Annotated in this window: 18 protein-coding genes; 12 read left to right on the forward strand and 6 right to left on the reverse strand. The window is 70.5% G+C overall.

The genetic code is table 11. The annotated features are described in order from the left end of the window. Positions 1–74: 74 nt before the first annotated feature. Positions 75–728: a fasciclin domain-containing protein gene (locus ACFWN2_RS12940; RefSeq protein WP_382427183.1), complete on the forward strand. Its 654-nt coding sequence runs from the start codon at positions 75–77 to the stop codon at positions 726–728. 64 nt (positions 729–792) lie between these two features. Here ACFWN2_RS12940 and ACFWN2_RS12945 read toward each other — a convergent pair whose 3' ends face one another. Together ACFWN2_RS12945 and ACFWN2_RS12950 are read right to left on the reverse strand one after the other, a co-directional pair. After that, positions 793–1,176 (reverse strand): NAD-binding protein, encoded by a 384-nt coding sequence (locus tag ACFWN2_RS12945; protein WP_382427185.1) that lies wholly within the window; start codon positions 1,174–1,176, stop codon positions 793–795. Between the two features lie 148 nt (positions 1,177–1,324). Then, entirely contained in the window at positions 1,325–2,047 is a 723-nt protein-coding gene (locus ACFWN2_RS12950) for a GntR family transcriptional regulator (protein ID WP_382427187.1), read from the reverse strand. A gap of 99 nt (positions 2,048–2,146) precedes the next feature. Between ACFWN2_RS12950 and ACFWN2_RS12955 the strand changes: the two genes are divergently transcribed. The 4 genes from ACFWN2_RS12955 (at position 2,147) to ACFWN2_RS12970 (ending at position 6,745) form a co-directional block, all read left to right on the forward strand. Continuing rightward, complete coding sequence (locus tag ACFWN2_RS12955; RefSeq protein ID WP_382427188.1) at positions 2,147–3,403, forward strand: MFS transporter; 1,257 nt, start codon at positions 2,147–2,149, stop codon at positions 3,401–3,403. Between the two features lie 35 nt (positions 3,404–3,438). Further along, positions 3,439–4,809 (forward strand): acyclic terpene utilization AtuA family protein, encoded by a 1,371-nt coding sequence (locus ACFWN2_RS12960; protein WP_382427190.1) that lies wholly within the window; start codon positions 3,439–3,441, stop codon positions 4,807–4,809. Further along, positions 4,802–5,131: a DUF4387 domain-containing protein gene (locus ACFWN2_RS12965; RefSeq protein WP_382427192.1), complete on the forward strand. Its 330-nt coding sequence runs from the start codon at positions 4,802–4,804 to the stop codon at positions 5,129–5,131. The genes ACFWN2_RS12960 and ACFWN2_RS12965 overlap by 8 nt, the downstream gene beginning before the upstream one ends. 84 nt (positions 5,132–5,215) lie before the next feature. After that, positions 5,216–6,745, forward strand: a complete 1,530-nt coding sequence (locus tag ACFWN2_RS12970; RefSeq protein ID WP_382427193.1) for an ATP-binding protein — start codon at positions 5,216–5,218, stop codon at positions 6,743–6,745. Here the strand turns inward: ACFWN2_RS12970 and ACFWN2_RS12975 are convergent. From ACFWN2_RS12975 to ACFWN2_RS12990, 4 genes are read right to left on the reverse strand one after another with little or no spacing between them, the layout of a single operon-like run. Next, entirely contained in the window at positions 6,726–7,379 is a 654-nt protein-coding gene (locus ACFWN2_RS12975) for a CoA transferase subunit B (RefSeq protein ID WP_382427195.1), read from the reverse strand. The two genes, ACFWN2_RS12970 and ACFWN2_RS12975, sit on opposite strands and share 20 nt — an antisense overlap. Position 7,380: 1 nt before the next feature. After that, positions 7,381–8,157, reverse strand: a complete 777-nt coding sequence (locus ACFWN2_RS12980) for a CoA transferase subunit A (protein ID WP_382427197.1) — start codon at positions 8,155–8,157, stop codon at positions 7,381–7,383. Further along, entirely contained in the window at positions 8,154–8,906 is a 753-nt protein-coding gene (pcaD, locus tag ACFWN2_RS12985) for a 3-oxoadipate enol-lactonase (protein ID WP_382427198.1), read from the reverse strand. The genes ACFWN2_RS12980 and pcaD overlap by 4 nt, the downstream gene beginning before the upstream one ends. Next, entirely contained in the window at positions 8,906–10,120 is a 1,215-nt protein-coding gene (locus ACFWN2_RS12990; protein WP_382427200.1) for an acetyl-CoA C-acetyltransferase, read from the reverse strand. Before ACFWN2_RS12990 ends, pcaD begins: the two co-directional genes overlap by 1 nt. A 79-nt stretch (positions 10,121–10,199) precedes the next feature. On the opposite strand from ACFWN2_RS12990, the gene ACFWN2_RS12995 reads away from it, so the two are divergent. The 7 genes from ACFWN2_RS12995 to ACFWN2_RS13025 all read left to right on the forward strand — a co-directional run bounded on the left by ACFWN2_RS12995 (position 10,200) and on the right by ACFWN2_RS13025 (position 19,067). Continuing rightward, positions 10,200–11,132, forward strand: a complete 933-nt coding sequence (locus tag ACFWN2_RS12995) for a LysR substrate-binding domain-containing protein (protein ID WP_382427201.1) — start codon at positions 10,200–10,202, stop codon at positions 11,130–11,132. A 450-nt stretch (positions 11,133–11,582) separates the two neighbouring features. After that, positions 11,583–12,623, forward strand: coding sequence for a LacI family DNA-binding transcriptional regulator (locus tag ACFWN2_RS13000; protein WP_382427202.1), 1,041 nt, complete (start codon positions 11,583–11,585; stop codon positions 12,621–12,623). A gap of 21 nt (positions 12,624–12,644) precedes the next feature. Beyond that, positions 12,645–13,919 carry a sugar ABC transporter substrate-binding protein gene (locus ACFWN2_RS13005; RefSeq protein WP_382427204.1) on the forward strand — a complete coding sequence of 425 codons (1,275 nt, stop codon included), beginning with the start codon at positions 12,645–12,647 and terminating at the stop codon, positions 13,917–13,919. Further along, entirely contained in the window at positions 13,916–14,812 is an 897-nt protein-coding gene (locus ACFWN2_RS13010; protein ID WP_382427206.1) for a carbohydrate ABC transporter permease, read from the forward strand. The genes ACFWN2_RS13005 and ACFWN2_RS13010 overlap by 4 nt, the downstream gene beginning before the upstream one ends. A 1-nt stretch (position 14,813) precedes the next feature. Beyond that, the gene (locus ACFWN2_RS13015; protein WP_382427207.1) at positions 14,814–15,632 is read left to right on the forward strand and encodes a carbohydrate ABC transporter permease; all 819 of its coding nucleotides are present in this window, start codon (positions 14,814–14,816) and stop codon (positions 15,630–15,632) included. A gap of 19 nt (positions 15,633–15,651) precedes the next feature. Beyond that, positions 15,652–17,232: a glucoamylase family protein gene (locus ACFWN2_RS13020; RefSeq protein ID WP_382427208.1), complete on the forward strand. Its 1,581-nt coding sequence runs from the start codon at positions 15,652–15,654 to the stop codon at positions 17,230–17,232. A 14-nt stretch (positions 17,233–17,246) separates the two neighbouring features. Next, positions 17,247–19,067, forward strand: coding sequence for a glycoside hydrolase family 3 protein (locus ACFWN2_RS13025; protein ID WP_382427210.1), 1,821 nt, complete (start codon positions 17,247–17,249; stop codon positions 19,065–19,067). Positions 19,068–19,069 lie beyond the last annotated feature (2 nt).

A 19,069-nucleotide genomic window follows, 5' to 3' on the forward strand; every position in this document is an offset into this window, starting at 1 on the left:
GCAGACCAATCCGTTTCCGCAGCGGTGCCGAATCCCCTGCACAGAGCCCGAAAACCCTTGGGAGATGTCCTGTCATGAACAAGACCGTCCGCAACACCGTCCTGGCCCTCGGCGCCGCCTCGCTCGCCCTGTTCGGCGCGGCGTGCGGCTCGGGTGACATGGCGAGCAGCAGCTCCAGCTCCGCGCCCACCTCCGCCACCTCGATGGCGCCGTCCTCCTCGGCGATGGCCGACCCGGCCGCCAACCTCGTGGGCCCCGGTTGTGCCGACTACGCGAAGCAGGTCCCGTCCGGTGCCGGCTCCGTGTCGGGCATGGCCGCCGACCCGGTCGCCGTGGCCGCGAGCAACAACCCGCTGCTCACCACGCTCGTGAGTGCCGTGTCCGGCAAGCTCAACCCGAAGGTCAACCTGGTCTCGACGCTCAACGGTGCCGAGTTCACCGTCTTCGCACCGGTCGACTCGGCGTTCGCCAAGATCGACGCCGCGACCATCGAGACGCTCAAGACCGACGACGCGCTGCTGACCAAGATCCTGACCTACCACGTCGTCCCCGGCCAGATCACGCCCGACAAGATCGCCGGTGACCAGAAGACCGTGCAGACCGGCACGGTGAAGGTGACCGGTTCCGGTGACGCCATCAAGGTCAACGACGCCAACGTGATCTGCGGTGGCGTGAAGACCGCCAACGCCACCGTCTACCTGATCGACTCGGTGCTGATGCCCGCCTGACATCTCCAGGGCAACGGCATCGCGGCTCCGGGAACCACGCGCACGGCGTGGTTCTCGGAGTTTCCTAGCGGTCGCCGAGCTGTCCGATTCGGACGGTCAGCGTCCCGTCGGACGAGAAGATCGCGTTGTTCTCCGGTTCGCGCAGCACGACCACGATCACGGTGTCGGGGTTCACCGGCCGCAGCGCTCTGGTGATCAGGAACGCGTCGAGGTCGTCCGGCACCGCGATGATCACGCGGTCGGCGAGGTCGGCGGCGGCTTCGTCGAGCGCGCATCTGTCCCGCCCGTCCCCGACGACCGCGGTGGCACCGTTGGCGGTGGCCTCGGCGGCGGCGAGGAAGTCGGTGTCCAGCACGGTCAGTCGCGCGTCGGGCTGGGCCGTCAGCACCGAGTTCACGGCGCGGCGCCCGGCGTCGCCGTATCCGACGACGAGGATGTGATCGGTCACGACGGGGGATTCGGAGTGCCACCCGGAACAGATTGGCGTCCGATCCAGTGAAGGCCGCCGGTGACAGCCGGTCACGGCCAGGAGTCGACCCGCCTCCAGCGCCGGCCGGCGTCGGTGGCCATCCCCAGTCCGAAGTGGACTCCGCGGCTCACCTCCGCCGCGTGACCTGGCCCGGCTCGTGCCGCAGGTCGTCGAGACCACCCCGCACGTCGTCGATCGCGAGCTGCTCGGCGGCGGCCGAGTCCCCCGCGCGCAGGGCGCGGACGAGTGCGCGGTGCTGGGTGTAGCGGTCGAGGCCGAACCGGTGGTTCGCGAGCGCGCGTTCGAGAGTGCGGGAGCGGCGCTCGGCCTTCGTGAAGACCCTGGTCTGCTCCAGCAGCCTGACCAGCACGGCGTTGCCCGCGCAGGCCGCCACGGCGTCGTTGAAGCGCTGCATGGTGTCGAGCAGGGTGTTCAGGTGCTTCTCGACGGGACGGCCCTCGGCGTCACGTTGCTTGATCACGATCAGCAGGTCGTCCGCCTCGTCGAGGACGGCGTCGAGCGCGTCGGCCTGGGCGGTGGTCGCGTGGCGCGCGGCGAACCGGGCGATGAGGCCGCGCAGCGCTATCTCGACCTCGGCCAGGTCCTCGACGGCCGAGGTGCCGATGTCCGCGACCACGACCGTGCGCGGGCCGGTCCTCCTGATCAGGCCGTCCTGCTCCAGGCGGCGCAACGCCTCGCGGACCGGGGTCGGGCTCATCGAGAGCCGCTCGGCGAGGCCGCGTTCGGTGATCTTCTCGCCGGGTGCCAGCTCACCTGCGGCGATGGCTGCCCCGACCATGCGGTAGGCGCGGTCGGCCAGTGTCTCGCGCGGATCTTCGTCGGCTGTCACGAGCGCTGATACTACGTCAAAGCTCCAAGCTATGGCTTGACGATTTTGCTATAGCATCCTAGTTTGTGGCGACACGTTCCCGAGCCAACGGAGGCTCTCGTGCCGGCACCAGCAACAACGGCGGACAGACGACTCACCCGGCGGATCACGTTCTTCGTGGCGCTCGCCGTGTTCGCCCAGGAAGCGACCTGGGACTTCTACGACGCTCAAGTGCCCCCGCTGCTGCGCGAGCACATCACGAGCACGGCGCTCGTCGGCCTGCTCATGGGGATGGACAACCTGCTCGGCATCTTCGTTCAGCCGTGGATCGCCAACCGGTCGGACAACACCCGCACGCGCTGGGGCCGCCGGATTCCCTACCTGGCGGTGGGCATGCCGCTCGCCGCCGTGCTGTTCACGCTGATCCCGCTCGCCACCACGCTGCCGTCGCTGATCGCGGTGATCTTCGTGTACGCGTTGGTGGGCAACAGCTTCAAGCCGATCGCGCAGGCGTTGCTGCCCGACTTCATCGAGCCGGAGCGGCGGGGGAGGGCGAACGCGGTGGTCAAGATCGCGTCCGGTCTCACCGTCATCGTGTCGGCCCTCGTGAGCGCCCTGCTGGTGGACGACCACCCGAAGCTCGCGTTCACCGTGCCGGCCGTGCTAATGCTGGTGTGCACCGCCGTCCTCGTCTCACGGGTGCGGGACAACACGTCGAGGGCGTACCAGCTCTCGCTCACCGAGGACACCGCGAACGAGCCCGCCACGAGGCTGCGCGACGTCGCGAAGGACATCTTCAGCGACCGCAACCGCAGCAGGCTCCTCGTCGTCACCGCCGTGCTGCTCTTCGCGTCGGCCTGGTTCTCCTCCCGGTCGCTGTTCACCCCGTACGGGATGGAGACTCTCGGCCTGACCCGCGGCGAGGCGGGCTCGCTGACCTTCCCCAGCGGCATCGCGTTCCTCATCGCCGCCTACCCGGCCGCGCTGCTCGCCGAACGCATCGGGCGCGTCCGCACGATGACCATCGGCATGACGGTGTTCGGCGTCGCGCTCGCGTTCGGCACCCTCGTGCCGACTCCCACGGCCACCGTCGTCGCCTTCTGCTTCGCGGCCGCCGGCGCGTCCGGGTTCCTGATCAACGCCGCCGTCGTCCTGTGGAACCTCGCGCCCTCCGCCCGCGTGATCGGCGTCTACACGGGCCTGTACACCGTGAGCTGGGCCGCCGGCGGGTTCATCGGCCCCGGTGTCGTCGGCGCGATGGTCGACATCACCGGCTGGCGGTACATGCTCCTCGACATCGCGCTGGTCACCGCTCTGGCGACGGCCGCGATCGTGCGCGTCGGCGTCCTGGTGCGCCGGCACGCCACCTCCCTGTGAACCCTTCTGTGAACACCCTCGAAAGGACCTCGCTCATGAAAGCCGTCCGCGTCCTGTCGCCCACGGGCATGCTCGGCGCAGGATTCGCGCAGTCCACAGTGGATCGCGGGCTCGAGCTCGGCGCCGACGTCATCTCCGTCGACGCCGGCTCGACCGACTCCGGTCCGCACTACCTGGGCTCCGGCACCCCGAAGACGACGGCCGCCGCCGTCGCCAGGGACCTGCGCGTCCTGCTCCGCGCCGCCGCGAAGGCGGGCATCCCGCTGGTCGTCGGCTCGTGCGGCACCAGCGGCACCGACTCCGGCGTCGACTGGGTCAACGGGATCGTCGAGGACATCCTGTGCGAGGAGGGTCTCGACCTGTCCGTGGCGACGATCCGCAGCGAACAGCGCGCCGACTTCCTCAAGGCCCGCCTGCGCGCCGGCGCCGTGCACCCGCTGGCACCGGCCGGTGAGCTCGACGAGGCCACTGTGGACAGTTGCACGCACGTCGTCGGGATGATGGGCCACGAACCCATCGAGGAGGCCCTGCGCGCCGGTGCCGACGTGGTGCTCGCGGGCCGTGCGACCGACACCGCCGTGGCCGCCGCGTTCCCGTTGATGAAGGGCCTGCCCGCCGGTCCGTCGTGGCACGCGGCGAAGATCGTCGAGTGCGGCGGGCAGTGCACGACGAACCCGCGCACGGGCGGTGTGCTCGCCACGATCGACGAGACCGGGTTCACCATCGAACCGCTCGACCCCGACGCCGCCTGCACCCCCATTTCCGTTGCGGCGCACATGCTCTACGAGACGGTGAACCCGTTCCGGATGCGCGAGCCCGCCGGCGTGCTGGACGTCGAGGACGCCACCTACACGGCGCTCGACGACCGGCGCGTGCGCGTCGAGGGCTCCCGGTTCCACCTCGCCGACCAGCACACGGTCAAGCTGGAGGGCGCCAGGATCACCGGCTACGAGACCATGTCGTTCACTGCCATCCGCGACGAGCACATCCTCGCGAACATCGAGGCGTGGACCGAGCTGTTCGACAAGGTCTTCACCGAACGCGTCGGCCAGACGCTCGGGCTCGACGGCACCGAGTACTCCTACGACCTGCGCCGCTACGGCTACGACGCGGTCCTCGGAGGGCTCGAACCCGCTTCCCGCCCGCCGCGCGAGATCGGCGTGATGCTGCTGGTGCGCGCCGCGACCCAGGAGCTCGCGACCGCCGTCGCCAAGGTCGCGAACCCCCTGATGCTGCACCTGCCCACACCCGACATGGACTACCTGCCGAGCCTCGCGTTCGCGACGTCCCCCGCCGAGACCGAACGCGGACCGGTCTACGAGTTCGTGCTCAACCACGTCGTCGACACCCGCACCCCCACCGAGATGTTCCGCATCGACCACCGGAAGGCCCGCACCCATGACTGACCAGACCACGCCGAGCTTCGGTGACCTCGCGCTGGAGGTCCGGTCCAAGAACGCGGGGCCGTTCTGGGTCACGATGGAGCTGTTCATGCGCGACGAGGCCGGCTACGCACTGGCCGCGGCGCCGGAGAACGTCAGCGAGGACGTCGTCGCGGCCCTGTACGGGGTGCGCGCCGAGGACGTCCAGATCTTCCGCATCCCCGCGCTGAACGTCGTCAAGATCTCGTTCCCCAGGCCGGTCTCCCAGGCGGGTCTGCACGACCGCGACGTGCACGCCGGCCAGCACCACGTCCCGCTGGCGGCACTGCGCCCCAAGCCTGTGTGAGCCGCCCGACGGCGCGACCCTAAGATTGCGCGACTCAACACGTGTTGAGCGCGGGGGGCTCGCGTCGGAGCCGGGGGAGGTGCCGTGCACGCGGATTCCGGTGGTCCGTCGCTGAGACGGTGGTCGGTGTGGATCTCGGTGGCGCTGGTCGTGGTGCTGCTCGCGGCGACCACGGCGGTGCTGCTGGCCATCAGCGACCTTTCGCAGGCGCGGTCGCGGCTGCTGGACGTGGTGGGCCCCGCGGTGGTCAGCGCCCAGCAGCTCGGCACCGACCTGGTCGACCAGGAGAACGGCGTCCGCGGCTACGTGCTCAGCGGCAGCGCCGACTTCCTCAAGCCCTACGAGAACGGGCTGGACCGCCAGGCCGCGGCACGCGCGACCGTCGTCGTGCTGGACACCCCGAAGGTGGCGCAGGGCGTGGCCGCGCTGGACCAGGCGCTCGCGTCCTGGCGCAGCGAGTACGCCGATCCGGCGATCGCCGCGGTCCGCGCGGGCGGCCAGGTCCCCGACGACGCGGTCGGCAAGCAGCGGTTCGACGAGGTCCGCGCCGCGTTGTCGACGTTGCAGGCGGAACTGGCCGTGCAACGCGCCGACGGGCGTGCGGCGCTCAACGACTCGGCCACCAGGATGGCGGTCACCTGCATCGTCGCCCTGGCGGTGCTGCTGATCGCCGTCCTGGGCTGCGTCGCCGCGGTGCTCGTGTACGTCGTGCGCCCGTTGAGCAGGCTGCGCGAGCACGTCGGGCAGGTGGCCGCGGGCGACTTCGCGCACGTGGTCGCCGCGACGGGGCCCCAGGAGCTCCGGGTGCTCGGCCACGACGTCGACACGATGCGCACCAGGATCGTCGACGAGCTGGACCAGGCACAGGACCGCAACGCCGCGCTGGACGCCGCCACCGAGGACCTGCGCCGCTCCAACACCGAGCTGGAGCAGTTCGCCTACGTCGCCTCCCACGACCTGCAGGAACCCCTGCGCAAGGTCGCGAGCTTCTGCCAGCTGCTGGAGAGGCGCTACCGCGACCAGCTCGACGAGCGCGGCGTCCAGTACATCGACTTCGCGGTGGACGGCGCGAAGCGCATGCAGCGGCTCATCAACGACCTGCTCGCCTTCAGCAGGGTCGGCCGCCACCGCGACGAACAGGTGGTCGTCCCCGCCGCGGACCTCGTCGAGGAGGCGCGCGGCAACCTCTCGCACGTGCTGGAGGAGTCCGGCGCGCGGATCGAGGTGGGAGCGCTGCCGGAGGTCCAGGGCGAGGCCCGGCTGCTCACGGCGGTGTTCCAGAACCTCATCGGCAACGCCGTGAAGTTCCGCGGCGAGGAGCCGCCGCACGTGCGGATCGACGCCGAGCGCGGTGACGACGGCATGTGGGAGTTCTCGGTGCGGGACAACGGGATCGGCATCGACGAGCAGTACGCAGAACGGGTCTTCGTCATCTTCCAGCGGCTGCACGCCAAGGAGACCTACCCCGGCACCGGTATCGGGCTGTCGATGTGCCGCAAGATCGTCGAGCACCACGGCGGCCGCATCTGGCTCGACACCGCGGCCACCACCGGCACCACCATCCGCTTCACCCTGCCCGGGGTCGGTGCGGACGTCACGGCGCCGGTCGGCTGAGCTCCTCCACGAGCACCGGCGCACCGGTCCTCGCCACGACGTCCTCCGCCGTGCTGCCGGGAGCGAGCTCGACCAGGCGGAAGGCGCCGTCCTCGACGTCGAGGACGGCCAGGTCGGTGATGACCCTGGAGACGACCCCGCGCCCGGTGAGCGGCAGCGTGCACGTCTCGACGAGCTTGGCGTCGCCGTTGCGGGCGTTGTGCTCCATCAGGACGATCACGCGGCGGGCGCCGCTGACGAGGTCCATGGCGCCGCCCATGCCCTTGACCATCGCGCCGGGCACCATCCAGTTGGCGAGGTCTCCGCGCGCGGAGACCTGCATGCCGCCGAGCACGGCCGTGTCGATGTGGCCGCCGCGGATCATCGCGAAGCTGGTGGGGGAGTCGAAGAACGACGCTCCCGGCAGCACGCTGACGGTCTGCTTGCCCGCGTTGATCAGGTCGGGGTCGACCTCGTCGTCGTAGGGGAACGGGCCGACGCCGAGGATGCCGTTCTCCGCGTGCAACGTCACGGTGGAGCCCGCCGGCAGGTGGTCGGGGATCAGCGTCGGCAGGCCGATGCCGAGGTTGACGTACTCGCCGTCGCGCAGTTCGAGCGCGGCGCGGGCGGCCATCTGGTCGCGGGTCCAGGCCATGTCAGTTCGCCTCCTGGCGGGCGCGGGTGGTGCGCTTCTCGATGTCCTTGCGCGAGGCCTGTTCCGGTGTCAGCGCGACGACGTTCTGCACGAACACGCCGGGCAGGTGCACGTGGTCGGGGTGGATCTCGCCGACCTCGACGACGCGTTCGGCCTCCACGACGGTGAACCGGCCTGCCATCGCGGCGGCGGGGTTGAAGTTGCGGGCGGCGGCGTGGAAGACGCAGTTGCCCGCCCGGTCGGCGACGGCGGCGCGGATGAGCGCCACGTCGGTGACGATCGACTCCTCCAGCACCATGTCCTTGCCGTGGAAGGTGCGGACCTCCTTGGGAGGGGACGAGAGCGCCACCGTGCCGTCGGGGTTGTACCGCCACGGCAGGCCGCCCTCGGACACGAGCGTGCCGACGCCCGTGGGGGTGTAGAACGCTCCCACACCGGACCCTCCGGCGCGCAGCCGTTCCGCGAGTGTCCCTTGTGGAGTGAGCTCGACCGTCAGCTCGCCGTTGAGGTACTGGCGGGCGAACTCCTTGTTCTCCCCGACGTACGAGGCGATCACGCGGCTGATGCGGCGGGCTTCGAGCAGCAGGCCGAGGCCCGCGCCGTCCACGCCGCAGTTGTTCGACACGATCGTGAGGTCGTCGGCGCCCTGCTCCAGCAGCGCCTCGATCAGGAACCACGGGATGCCCGCGAGCCCGAAGCCGCCGACCGCGACGCTCGCGCCGGAACGGATGCCCGCCACGGCCTCGGCCGGTCCGCTGACCACCTTGTCCAGGCTCATCGGTTCTCCTTCGTGAGGTGGTCGACGAGTGCCACGTTGACCTGGGCGGGCTGCTCGGCGTTGGCGAGGTGGGCGGCCTGGTCGATCACGAGGAGGCGGCCGTCGTGGACGGAGCCGGCGATCTCCTCCAGGTGGGGCGGGGGTGTCGCCGGGTCGTCGGCTCCCGCGATCGCCAGCGTGGGCGCGGTGATCCGGTGCAGGTCGGCGCGCTGGTCCATGGCGGCGATGGCCTCGCAGCAACCCGCGTAACCCTCGGCCGGAGTGGCGGCGACCATGGCCTCCCAGCGTTCGTGATCTTGGTACGCGGGCGTGAACCACCGTTGGATGACGGCTCGCGCGACCGCCTGCGTGCCCTCTGCCCGCACGAGGGCGGCGCGGTCCGTCCAGTTCGCGGCCGGTCCGAGGTGGGCGCTGGTGCACAGCACGGCGAGCCGGTCGACGCGGTCGGGATTCCGGGCGGCGACGCGCAGAGCGGTCATGCCGCCGAGCGACAACCCGACCAGGTGGGCCTTCTCGATCTCCAGTTCGTCGAGCAGCCCGACGAGGTCGTCGGCCAGCGCGTCGATGGTGTGCGGGCCGGGCACGACGGGGGAGCGGCCGTGGCCGCGGGTGTCGTAGCGGACGACTCGGAAGTGCTCTTCGAGCGCCGGGACGTTGGCGTCCCACATCTCCAGTGCGGAACCGAGCGACCCGGACAGCACGACGGCCGGGCCGTCCTGCCTGCCGGTGACGACGTGGTGCAGGTCCATCAGCGCACCGCCTCGAAGACCGCCGCCAGGCCCTGACCGCCGCCGATGCACATCGTCTCCAGGCCGTAACGGCTGCCGCGGCGCTGCATCTCGTACGCGAGCGTGGCGAGGATGCGCGCGCCGGTCGCGCCCACCGGGTGGCCGAGGGAGATGCCGGAACCGTTGGGGTTGAGGCGTTCGTCGGCGGGGTCGAGCTTCCACTCGCTCAGGCAGGCGAGCACCTGGGCGGCGAAGGCCTCGTTGAGTTCGATCACGTCCATGTCGTCGAGGGTGAGCCCGGCCCGGTCGAGCGCGGCGGCCGACGCGGACACCGGTCCGATGCCCATGACCTCCGGCCCGACCCCTGTGACAGCCCACGATTTGAGGGCGAGCAACGGTTGCAGCCCGCGCTTCTCGGCTTCGGCGCGGGTCGTGACCACGCACAGCGCGGCGCCGTCGTTCTGCCCGCTGGCGTTGCCCGCGGTGACCGTGGACTCGGGGTCGAGCTTCAGCCTGACCGGCTTCAGCGCGGCGAGGTCGTCCAGCGTCGTGTCCGGGCGGGGGTGCTCGTCGCGGTCGACGGTCGTGTCCGGCTTGCCGCGCCGGCCGGGAACGGTGACGGGCACCAGTTCGTCGGCGAAGTTCCCCGCCTCGTGGGCGGCACCCCACCGCTGCTGCGACCGCACCGCGAGCGCGTCCTGCTCGGCGCGCGAGATGCCGTACTCGCGGCGGAGGTTCTCGGCGGTCTCCAGCATGCCGCCGGGCACCGGGTGGAACCGGCCACCGGCGGTCTCCCTGGCCCGGTCGAGGCGGTCGACGAGCTGGATCCCGCCGCTGCGCACGCCCGTGCGCAGGTTCAGCGCGTAGTGCTCGACCTGCGACATCGACTCCGCGCCACCCGCCACGACGACCTTGGCCGCACCGGTGGCCACCTGCCCGGCCGCGTAGAGCACGGCCTGCAACCCGGACCCGCACCGCCGGTCGATCTGGATGCCGGGAACCCTCGTGCCGAGCCCGGCGTCCAGCGCCGCGATCCGGCCGATCGCGGGCGACTCGCCGTTCGCGTAGCTCTGCCCGAGCACGACGTCGTCGACATCGCCCTCGGTGAGGCCGGTCCGGCGCACCAGCTCCTTGAGCACGGTGGTGGCGAGGTCGGCGGCGCTGAGCGAGGCGAGGGCCCCGCCGAACCGCCCGACCGGGGTCCTGAGGGGTGAGCAGATGACGACATCGGTCATGGCGTCGACGCTAGGCCCTGCGGTCGATATTCAGAAATACTCATTTCGTGCCCGGTGAGACTCTGGGAGTATCAATCGGGTGGAACTTCGCCACCTGCGCTACTTCGTCGCCGTCGCCGAGGAACGGCACTTCGGCCGCGCCGCCGAACGCCTGAACATGGCACAACCGCCGCTCTCCCAGCAGATCCAGCAGCTGGAGGCCGAACTCGGCGTGACGCTGCTGCACCGCACGACCCGCAAGGTCGAGCTCACCGGCGCCGGCGCGGTCTACCTGGAACGGGCCCGAGCGGTGCTCGCGGCCGTGGACGAGGCCGGAGCCGAGGCGCAACGGGTCGCCAAGGGACTGCAGGGCCGCCTGGTCGTGGGCTGCGTCGGCTCCGCGACCTACAGCCTCCTGCCCGCCTTCGCCCGTGCCTTGAGGGACGCGCTGCCGGCCGTCGACTTCGCGTTCCGGGGCGAGATGCTGGCACCGGATCAACTCGACTCCCTGCTGGGCCGGCGCATCGACCTCGCCCTGCTGCGACCCCCGGTCGAGCACACGGCGGTGCGCGTGACGACGGTCCGTCGCGACCGGTTGATCGTGGCACTGCCGGAGGACCACCCGCTGGCCCGCCGGAAGCGGTTGAAGGTCGCGGACCTGCGTTCGGAGGACCTCATCGTGCACGCGTCGCGCGGCCGGTCGGTGATGCACGGGATCGTCACGGACCTGTGCCGGTCGGCGGGGTTCGAGGCGCGGATCCGGCACGAGGTGGCGGAGACGTCGACGCTGGTCACGTTCGTGGCGTCCGGGCTGGGGGTGGCGGTGGTGCCGGAGCCGGTAGCGGAGCTGGGGGTGCCGGGGACGACGTACCGGCCGCTGGCGGGGACCCACGGGGTCGACCTGGTGGCGGCGGTGCGGGCGGACGACGACTCGCCGGTGCTGGCTCGGGCGCTCGGGCTGTTGGAGCGGTGCTGGCTCGGGCGCTCGGGCTGTTGGAGCGGTGGCGGGAGGGGTGAGGTCGGGGCGCGGTGAAGTGGTGGGCGGGGAGCGGGGCCGCGGTAGGCCAGGCCGGGTGAGTGGTCGACGGTCGGCGGGCGGAGGGCTGGCGGGCGGAGGGCTGGCGGGCGGAGGGCTGGCGGGCGGAGGGCTGGCGGGCTGAGGGCGGCGGGCTGAGGGCGGCGGGCTGGCGGGCTGACGGTTGGCCGGCCAACAGCGCTGCCTGCGCCGGCTTAGGCGCCGCTGAGTTTCGTCTTCGCGTGGAATCGCGCTGCTCAACGCCCTGGTGATGAGCGTCCGAAGGTGCCGTAGCCGCGTGCGTGCGGCCCGCCTGCCCCGCACGCCGGGCACCCCCGCCCCTTGTGTCGTTCGTCCATCCGTGCCTATATTTGCCACATCACCCTCATGTAAGCGCTTACATAACAAAGAGTGACATGTAAGCGCTTACATAGAGCCGACTGCGACAACGAGGTGGCAGGCAGCACGATGGCGAAGCAGCAAGCCTCACCCGAGGCCAGGTCCGCAGGCGCGACGATCTACGACGTCGCCGAGCACGCCGGCGTCAGCATCGCCACCGTCTCGCGGGTGTTGCAGGGTGCGACTGTCGTGGCCGAGACCACCCGGCAGAAGGTGCTCACCGCCGTCGAGGCGCTGGGGTACGTGCCGCTCGGCGCGGCGCGGAGTCTCGCGGTCCGGCATCACGAGGCGCACGGGCTGGTGCTGCCGGAGCTGTCCGGTCCCTACTACGCCGAGCTGCTCATGGGGTTCGAGGCCCGTGCCGCCGAGCTGGCGCAGTCGATCGTGCTGGTGCTCACGAACAGCCGCACCGATCTGGCCGCGGCGGTGCGGCAGCTCGCCACCAGGGTCGACGCCATCGCCGTGTTCGGGTCGCCCGCGATCTCGGCCGACGTGGTGCGGGTGCTGCGGGCCAAGAAGCCGGTCGTCGTCATCGCGGGGGAGCCGCAGGACGGTGTCGAGACGATCGCGGCGGAGAACCTGGAGAGCGCGCGGGAACTGGCCGGGCACGTTCTGGGCCACGGCAGGAAACGCGTGCTGTTCGTCGGTGACCCGGACAGCGCGCCCGACATCCGCAACCGGTACGCGGGCTACGTGGCCGCGCACGAAGGACGAGGTCTCCACGCCGCCGAACCTGTCAGGGTCGCGTTGAGCGAGGCCGACGGCACGGCGTTCGCGCGGCGTCTGCTGAAGGGCGAGTTCGAGGCGGACGCGTTGATGTGCGCGAACGACGAGCTGGCGTTGTCGATCATGACCACGCTGCAGGACGCCGACAGGGACGTGCCGGGGGAGATCGCGGTGACGGGCTGGGACGACGTCATGACCTCGCGGTACGTGCGGCCGGGGCTCACGACCGTTCGCCAGCCCGTCCACGAACTCGGTGCGTTGGCAGCCAACAGGTTGCACGAACTCGTGAGCGGTGAGCCGCCGCGGGAGCAGGCGCGGATGCTGCCCACGCAGCTGGTCGTGCGCTCGTCCTGCGGCTGCCTGATCGACCCTCTGTCCACCTGAGACGAAAGGAAGCGAGAAGCAATGGTGCGCAAGACTTCCAGGATGCTCGCGGGCGTGTCCGCCCTGGTGCTCGTGCTGGCGGCGTGTGGCCGCGGCGGTGACGAGGCCGGTGGTCAGCAGGGCGCCGACGTCGCCCAGGGGCCCGCCACCGGCACGATCACCGTCTGGGCCATGGGTGCGGAGGGGGAGAAGCTCCCCGCGCTGGCCAAGGAGTTCGAGGACGCGAACCCCGGTGCCAAGGTCCAGGTGACGGCGATCCCCTGGGACGCCGCGCACAACAAGTTCACCTCGGCGATCACCGCCGGGCAGGCGCCGGACGCGGCCATGGTGGGCTCGACGTGGATGGGTGAGTTCGCTGGCATGGGCGCGCTCGACCCGACGCCGTCGTCGATCGACAAGGGCAAGTTCTTCGACGGCGCGCAGCGCACGACCGAAGTGGACGGAACGTCGTACGGCATCCCCTGGTACGTCGAGACGAGGTTGCTCTACTACCGCAAGGACCTCGCGAAGACCGCCGGGTACGAGACGCCGCCGAAGGACTGGCCGGGCCTCAAGGAGATGGCCAAGGCCATGCAGAGCAAGGCGGGTGCCAAGTTCGGCATCGGCCTGCAGGCGGGCGGCACCGGTTCGTGGCAGTCGCTGCTGCCCTTCGCGTGGTCGAACGGCGCGCAGCTGACCAAGGACAACGGCGGCGCGTACAACTTCGACAGCCCGGAGATGAAGGAGACCCTCGACTACTACGGCTCCTTCTTCAGCGAGGGCATCGCGGACAAGGAGGCTCCCGCGCAGCCCACGACCGAACCGGACTTCGTCAGCGGGCGCGTCCCGATGTTCATCTCCGGCCCGTGGATGATGTCCGCGGTGGAGAAGCTCGGCGGTGAGGGCTTCAAGGACAAGTACGACGTCATGCCGATGCCGGTGAAGAAGACGTCGTCGAGCTTCGTCGGCGGGTCGAACTTCGTCGTGTTCAAGGAGACCAAGAACCGCGACACGGCCTGGAAGTTCGTGAACTGGCTGGCGGACCCCAAGACCCAGGTGAAGTGGTACCAGCAGTCGACGGACCTGCCGTCGGTGAAGAGCGCCTGGCAGGACTCGGCCCTGACCGCCGACACCAAGCTCGCGACGTTCGGCAAGCAGCTCGACACCGCGCAGTCGCCGCCCACCTTCGCCACCTGGGAGCAGGCGATCACCGCGCTCGACACCGAGGTCGAGAAGGTCGCGCGGTCCGGCGCCGACGCGGCAGGCGCGCTCAAGGCCGCGCAGTCCGCCGCCGACTCCATCGGGACCGGCAAGTGAGCTTGTCCGCACCGGCCCGCCGCCGCGGGGTGGAGCGGGCGGCGTGGGGCCTGATCCTGCCGTTCTGCCTGCTGTTCCTCGTGTTCACGGCGTGGCCGGTGATCCAGTCGCTGTTCATGAGCTTCACCGACACGCGCAACCGCGACCTGCGCACGCCGTTCGCGGTGGAGTTCGTCGGGCTCGACAACTACGTGCAGGCGTTCGCCGACCCGCTGTTCCGCACGGCGGCGGCGAACACCGCGTACTTCGTGGTGGTCGGCGTGCCGCTCACGCTGGCCATCGCGCTCGCGGCCGCCGTGGTGCTGGACAAGGGGATCTCGCGGTTCCGCGCGTTCTTCCGGCTCGGCTTCTACACCCCGGTGATCACGTCGATCGTCGCGGTCGCCGTGGTGTGGCGGTTCCTGCTGCAGGACGAGTTCGGGCTGATCAACACCGTGCTCGGCTGGTTCGGGATCACCGGCCCGAACTGGCTGGGCGACCCGGACTGGTCGATGCCGGCGCTGATCCTCATGGCGGCGTGGCGCAACTTCGGCACCGCGATGATCATCTTCCTGGCCGGGCTGCAGGCCGTCCCGCCGTCGCTGCACGAGGCGGCGTCGATCGACGGAGCCGGTGCGGTCAAGCGGTTCCGGCACATCACGTTGCCGTTGCTGCGCCCGACGATGCTGTTCGTCTCGGTGACGACGGCGATCGGCTACCTGCAGTTCTTCGAGGAGCCGTACGTCATGACCAACGGCGGCCCGCTCAACTCGACGATCTCCGCGTCGATGTACACCTACCGGCAGTTCGGGTTCGGCAACTACGGCTTCGCCTCGGCGATGAGCTACCTGATCTTCGTGGTGATCGCGGTCGTCACGGCGCTGCAGTTCCGCCTGCTGAGGGAGAGGAGCTGACATGACCGCGAAGAACCGCTGGTGGCTCTACGTTCCGCTCACCCTCGCGCTCGTCGCCGTGGTCTCGCCGTTCGTCTGGATGGTCCTCGGCAGCTTCAAGGGCGAGGGCGAGATCCGGGCGAACCCGCCGACGTGGCTGCCGCAGGCGCCGTCGCTGGACAACTACACGCAGCTGTTCTCCCGCCTGCAGTTCGGGACGTACTTCCTCAACTCGGCGATCGTCGCCGTGCTGGTGACGGTGGGGAACCTGCTCTTCTGCTCGATGGTCGGCTACGCGCTCGCCAAGCTGGAGTTCCGCGGCAAGCGGGCCCTGTTCGTGGTCGTCATGGCGACCCTGATGATCCCCGGCGTGGTCACGTTCGTGCCGCTGTACGTGCTCGTGGTCAACGCGGGCCTGGCGAACTCGTTGCCCGCGCTGATCCTGCCGTTCCTCGTGTCGCCGTTCGGCGTGTTCCTGATGCGCCAGTTCATCGTCGGCCTGCCGGGCGAGCTGATCGACGCGGGACGGGTCGACGGCGCGGGTGAGCTGCGGATCTTCGCCAGGATCATCCTGCCGCTGTGCGGGCCCGCGCTCGCCACCCTCGGCATCCTCACGTTCCTGGGCAGCTGGAACAACTTCCTGTGGCCCCTGGTCGTGGCGCAGCAGGAGAGCGAGTACACGCTCCCGGTCGCGCTCGCCCTGTACTCGACCGGCCAGAACTCCATCCAGTACGGCCTGCTCCTCGCCGGCGCGACCATCGTCGTCGTTCCGGTGCTGCTCGTGTTCCTCGTCTTCCAGCGGCGCTTCATCGAAGGCATCGCGACCACCGGCATCAAGTGATCGTCCAAAGGGGACCCTCATGGAACCGCCAGTCAGGATCACCCGCCGAACCCTGTTAGTCGCGAGCGCCGCCGCGCTCGCCGTTCCCGCCTCCGCCGCGGCCGCTCCCGGCCATCGGTTCGACCCGGCCCGCGTGCGGGGCTGGGCGAAGGACACGTGGCGCAGCCTCGTCGCCATGACCCCGTCGGGCACCGGCCTGCCCGCGGACAACATCCCCGAGTCGCTCGCCGCGTCCGATCGCTCCGGCTACACCTCGCCGACGAACATCGGCGGCTACCTGTGGTCGACGATCGTGGCCCGCGAACTCGGCCTGATCTCGAAGGACGAGGCGTCGGCCCGGCTGGTCCGCACCCTCACCACGCTCGACCGGATGGAGCACCACGTCCCGAGCGGCATGTACTTCAACTGGTACGACGAGGAGACCGGCGACGCGCTGCGCTCCTGGCCCGGCACGGGCGCCGTCGTGCACCCGTTCTGCTCCAGTGTGGACAACGGCTGGCTCGGCGCTGCACTGCTCACCGTGGCGGGAGCCGACCGCGCGGCGGCGACCCTGGCGCGCAGGCTGTTCGCCCGGATGCGCTGGGACGCGTTCTACAACCCCGGCGACGACCCCGCGCACCCCGTGCGGCCCGGCGGCCTGATCCACGGCGGGTTCTTCCCGTTCGACCACGACCGGCCGGGCGGTGTCTACCAGGGCACGCACATCGGCGGCGACCCCGTCTGGCTGACCACGCACCACTACGACACGACGGTGTCCGAGACGCGGATCACCAGCTACCTCGGCATCATCACCGGCCAGGTCCCGCCGAAGCAGTACTTCGCGATGTGGCGGACGTTCCCGGCGTCGTGCGACTGGTCGTGGCACGAGATGCAGCCGGTGGGGGAGAACCGCACCTACTACGGCATCGAGGTCTTCGAGGGCGCCTACACCTACCGCGGCATGCGGATCGTGCCCGGCTGGGGCGGGTCGATGTTCGAGGAGCTCATGCCGGACGTGTTCGTGCCCGAGGCGAAGTGGGCGCCGAAGTCGTGGGGCCGCAACCACCCGCTGCACGTTCGCGCTCAACGAGAACACGGCTTGCTGGAGGCGAAGTACGGCTTCTGGGGCTTCAGCCCGTCCAGCAACCCCGCCGGCGGCTACCGCGAGTACGGCGTCGACGCGCTGGGCCTCGGCCCCGGCAACGAGCCAGGCAACGGGGCGAACGGCTACTTCTCCGACCAGGAGATGACGAACTACGACGTCGGCTTCGGCACGTGCCGACCGGCCACCGCTCCGACGCCCACCTACGGCGACGGCGTGGTGACCCCGCACGCGGCGTTCCTGGCGATGATGCACGAACGCGATGAGGCGTACACGAACCTCGCGCGCATCCAGGACGACCTGCGCGCGTACGGCAGGGGCGGGTTCTTCGACGCGGTCGCCGTGCGGTCGGGCACGATCGCGCGCCGCTACCTGTCGCTGGACCAGGCGATGGTCATGGGAGCGATCGGGAACGTCCTGTGCCGGGACGTGATCCGCCGGTCGTTCGCCACACCGGCCGTCGAACGCGCGCTGCGTCCGGTGATCGGTGTCGAGGAGTTCGGCGCGAGCCGAGTGTGATGGAGGTTTCTGACATGGTTCGGCTGGTCTCCGAGGACGGCGTCGAGTACCGCGACCTCAACGGCAACGGCGTCATGGACCCTTACGAGGACCCACGCCTGCCCGTGGCCGAGCGCGTGGCGGACCTGCTGGGCCGCCTGTCGCTGGAGGAGAAGGCGGGACTGCTGTTCCACACCGTCATCGAGGCGGGCGCGGACGGCACGGTGAAGGAGGCTCCCGGCGACATCAGCAAGTCGCCGACGAGCGTCGTGGTGACGCAGAAGCACCTGTCGCACTTCAACGTGCACGCCCTGCTCGACGCGCGGATGGCGGCGCGCTGGTACAACAACCTCCAGCGCATCGCCGAGAGCACACCGCACGGCATCCCGGTGACGATCTCGACCGACCCGCGGCACGCGTTCCTGGAGAACGCCGGGGTGTCGTTCAGCGCCAAGGCCTTCTCGCAGTGGCCGGAGTCGCTGGGCCTCGCCGCGCTGCGCGATCCGGCCCTCGTGGAGCGTTTCGCGGACATCGCGCGCCAGGAGTACGTGGCCGCCGGCATCCGGTGCGCGCTGCACCCGGCGATCGACCTGGCCACCGAACCGCGCTGGGCCCGCCAGGCGGGAACGTTCGGCCAGGACAGCGCTATGACGGCTGAACTGGCCGTGGCGTACGTGCGCGGGTTCCAGGGCGAGTCGCTGGGACTGGAGTCCGTCGCCTGCTGCAGCAAGCACTTCCCCGGTGGCGGCCCGCAGAAGGACGGCGAGGACGCGCACTTCCCGTACGGCCGCGAGCAGGTCTACCCCGGTGGCCGCTTCGACGACCACATGGCACCGTTCCGCGCGGTCATCGAGGCGGGCACGGCGGCGATCATGCCGTACTACGGGATGCCCGTCGGCCTGGAGGTCGATGGCGAGTCGATCGAGGCGGTCGGGTTCGGCTACAACCGCCAGGTGGTCACCGGGATGCTGCGCGAGGGCCTCGGCTACGACGGCGTGGTGCTCAGCGACTGGGAACTGGTCATGGACAACCACGTCGGTGACAAGGTGCTGCCCGCCCGCGCCTGGGGCGTCGAGCACCTGGACGCGCACGGCCGCATGGAGCTGATCCTGGAGGCGGGCGCCGACCAGTTCGGTGGCGAGGAGTGCGTCGACGTGCTGCTCGAACTCGTGGCCCAGGGCCGCGTGTCGGAGGAGCGGATCGACGAGTCGGCACGCAGGCTGCTGACGGTGAAGTTTCGACTCGGGCTGTTCGACGACCCGTTCGTCGACGAGGACCGTGCGGCGGAGGTCGTGGGACGGCAGGACTTCCGCGACGAGGGCCACGCCGCCCAGGCCCGTTCGGTGACGGTGCTGCAGGCGGGTTCCAGTGTGGCGGCGTTGCCGTTGCGGCCGGGTCTGAAGCTGTACGTGGAGAACGTCTCACCCGAGGTCGCGGCACGGCTGGGAACCGTGGTGGCCACACCGGAGGAGGCGGACCTGGCGCTGGTGCGGCTGATGGCGCCGTTCGACCCGCGGTCGGACCTGTTCCTGGAGTCGTGGTTCCACCAGGGTTCGCTCGACTTCCAGCCGGGCCTCGCCACCCGTCTGGCCCGCGTCGCCGCCGCCTGCCCGTTGGTGGTCGACGTGACGCTGGACCGCGCGGCGGTGCTGACACCGCTGCTCGACGTCGCGTCGACCCTGGTGGTCAGCTACGGCTCCACCGACGAGGCGCTCGCCGACGCGTTGTCGGGCGTGATCCCGCCGGAGGGCAGGCTCCCGTTCGACCTGCCGCGGTCGATGGAGCAGGTGCGGCGGCACCACGAGGACGTCGCGGGTTACGACGATCCGCTGTTCGCCTTCGGGCACGGGCTGTAGGT

It is taken from the genome of Lentzea sp. NPDC058436, from assembly GCF_042721515.1.
Classification (GTDB): Bacteria; Actinomycetota; Actinomycetes; order Mycobacteriales; family Pseudonocardiaceae; genus Lentzea.

What these genes read in the sequence shown, in the direction of transcription:
- ACFWN2_RS12940 (WP_382427183.1), top strand. Translation starts at nt 75, where the DNA reads ATGAACAAGACCGTCCGCAACACCGTCCTGGCCCTCGGCGCCGCCTCG.
- ACFWN2_RS12960 (WP_382427190.1), top strand. Translation starts at nt 3,439, where the DNA reads ATGAAAGCCGTCCGCGTCCTGTCGCCCACGGGCATGCTCGGCGCAGGA.
- ACFWN2_RS12965 (WP_382427192.1), top strand. Translation starts at nt 4,802, where the DNA reads ATGACTGACCAGACCACGCCGAGCTTCGGTGACCTCGCGCTGGAGGTC.
- ACFWN2_RS12975 (WP_382427195.1), bottom strand. Translation starts at nt 7,379, where the DNA reads ATGGCCTGGACCCGCGACCAGATGGCCGCCCGCGCCGCGCTCGAACTG.
- ACFWN2_RS12980 (WP_382427197.1), bottom strand. Translation starts at nt 8,157, where the DNA reads ATGAGCCTGGACAAGGTGGTCAGCGGACCGGCCGAGGCCGTGGCGGGC.
- pcaD (WP_382427198.1), bottom strand. Translation starts at nt 8,906, where the DNA reads ATGGACCTGCACCACGTCGTCACCGGCAGGCAGGACGGCCCGGCCGTC.
- ACFWN2_RS12990 (WP_382427200.1), bottom strand. Translation starts at nt 10,120, where the DNA reads ATGACCGATGTCGTCATCTGCTCACCCCTCAGGACCCCGGTCGGGCGG.
- ACFWN2_RS13000 (WP_382427202.1), top strand. Translation starts at nt 11,583, where the DNA reads ATGGCGAAGCAGCAAGCCTCACCCGAGGCCAGGTCCGCAGGCGCGACG.
- ACFWN2_RS13005 (WP_382427204.1), top strand. Translation starts at nt 12,645, where the DNA reads ATGGTGCGCAAGACTTCCAGGATGCTCGCGGGCGTGTCCGCCCTGGTG.
- ACFWN2_RS13015 (WP_382427207.1), top strand. Translation starts at nt 14,814, where the DNA reads ATGACCGCGAAGAACCGCTGGTGGCTCTACGTTCCGCTCACCCTCGCG.
- ACFWN2_RS13020 (WP_382427208.1), top strand. Translation starts at nt 15,652, where the DNA reads ATGGAACCGCCAGTCAGGATCACCCGCCGAACCCTGTTAGTCGCGAGC.
- ACFWN2_RS13025 (WP_382427210.1), top strand. Translation starts at nt 17,247, where the DNA reads ATGGTTCGGCTGGTCTCCGAGGACGGCGTCGAGTACCGCGACCTCAAC.